Source organism: Nguyenibacter vanlangensis (genome assembly GCF_013376155.1).
GTDB lineage: Bacteria > Pseudomonadota > Alphaproteobacteria > Acetobacterales > Acetobacteraceae > Gluconacetobacter > Gluconacetobacter vanlangensis.
Window position 1 is genome coordinate 1 of sequence record NZ_JABXXP010000858.1, and the last position, 1,083, is coordinate 1,083.

1 protein-coding gene is annotated in these 1,083 nt (G+C 70.6%); it reads left to right on the forward strand.

Translation table 11 applies throughout. From position 1 onward, the window contains the following. Nucleotides 1-117 precede the first annotated feature (117 nt). Nucleotides 118-1,083: glycosyltransferase (locus tag HUK84_RS19690; protein ID WP_176641717.1), on the forward strand; the 966-nt coding region annotated here is incomplete at its 3' end.

Sequence of the window (1,083 nt, forward strand, 5' to 3'; positions counted from 1 at the left end):
GGTCCGGCTGGTCCCGCTGCCGGACGGGCGCGCCGCGGTCGATATCGACAAGCCCGCCGACCTGGCGCAGGCCGAGGCGATCCTGTCCCGCGCCTGGACCCGTACCGGGGCTGAATCATGCGCATCGCCTATGTGATCAATTCGGTCGAGGGCGGCGGCGCCGCCTTTCCGGTACCCGACATCACCCGCCTGATGCGCGATGCCGGGCACGAGGTCGCGCTCTTCGCGCTACTGCGCCGCGACGGCCGCGCTTTGCCGGCGATCACCGCAAGCGGCCTGCAAGCGGCGGTGCGCGCGGGCAGCAGGCAGGACCATGTCGCCGCCCTGCGCTGGCTGGACCGCCAGGTCGCTTCCTGGCGTCCGGACCTGATCTGGACATCGCTGACCCGCGCCACGGTGATGGGGCAGATGATCGGGTTGAGACGGCGCATCCCGGTAGTCAGTTGGCAGCATTCGGCGGGACTCAGCCCTGCCAATACGGGCCTGCTGCGCACCCTGCGCGGACTCGGCCGCCTCTGGGTGGCCGATTCGCGATGCGTGCTGGCCTTCATGCACGATCGCCTGGCCATTCCGCCCAGTCGCGCCATGCTGTGGCCGATCTTCCGCGCCGATCCGGGCTGCCCGGTCGCACGGCCCTGGCAAGCGGGTGAACCCGTGCGCATCGGCTCGCTGGGGCGCCTGCATCCGGTCAAGGGCTATGATCACCTGTGCCGCGCTCTGGCGATCCTGAAGGCCGACACGACGCTGCCGCCGTTCGAAATCACCATCGCCGGCGAGGGCGCGGAACGACCGCACCTCGAATCGCTGATCCGGCAATACGGGCTGACCAACCTGCATCTGGCCGGGTTCCAGGACGCGGTGCCGCCCTTCCTGGCGATGCAACATGGCTACGTCCAGCCTTCGCTGCACGAGGGGCTGTGCATCGGCGTGCATCAGGCCATGCAGGCCGGCCTGGCGCCGATCGCCTCGGCCGTGGGAGAAATCCCCTATACGGTGCAGGACAGCATGTCCGGCTGGCTGGTCCCGCCCAGGGACCCGCCGGCGCTGGCGGCTGCGCTGGCACGGGCGCTGCGCCGGCCGGAC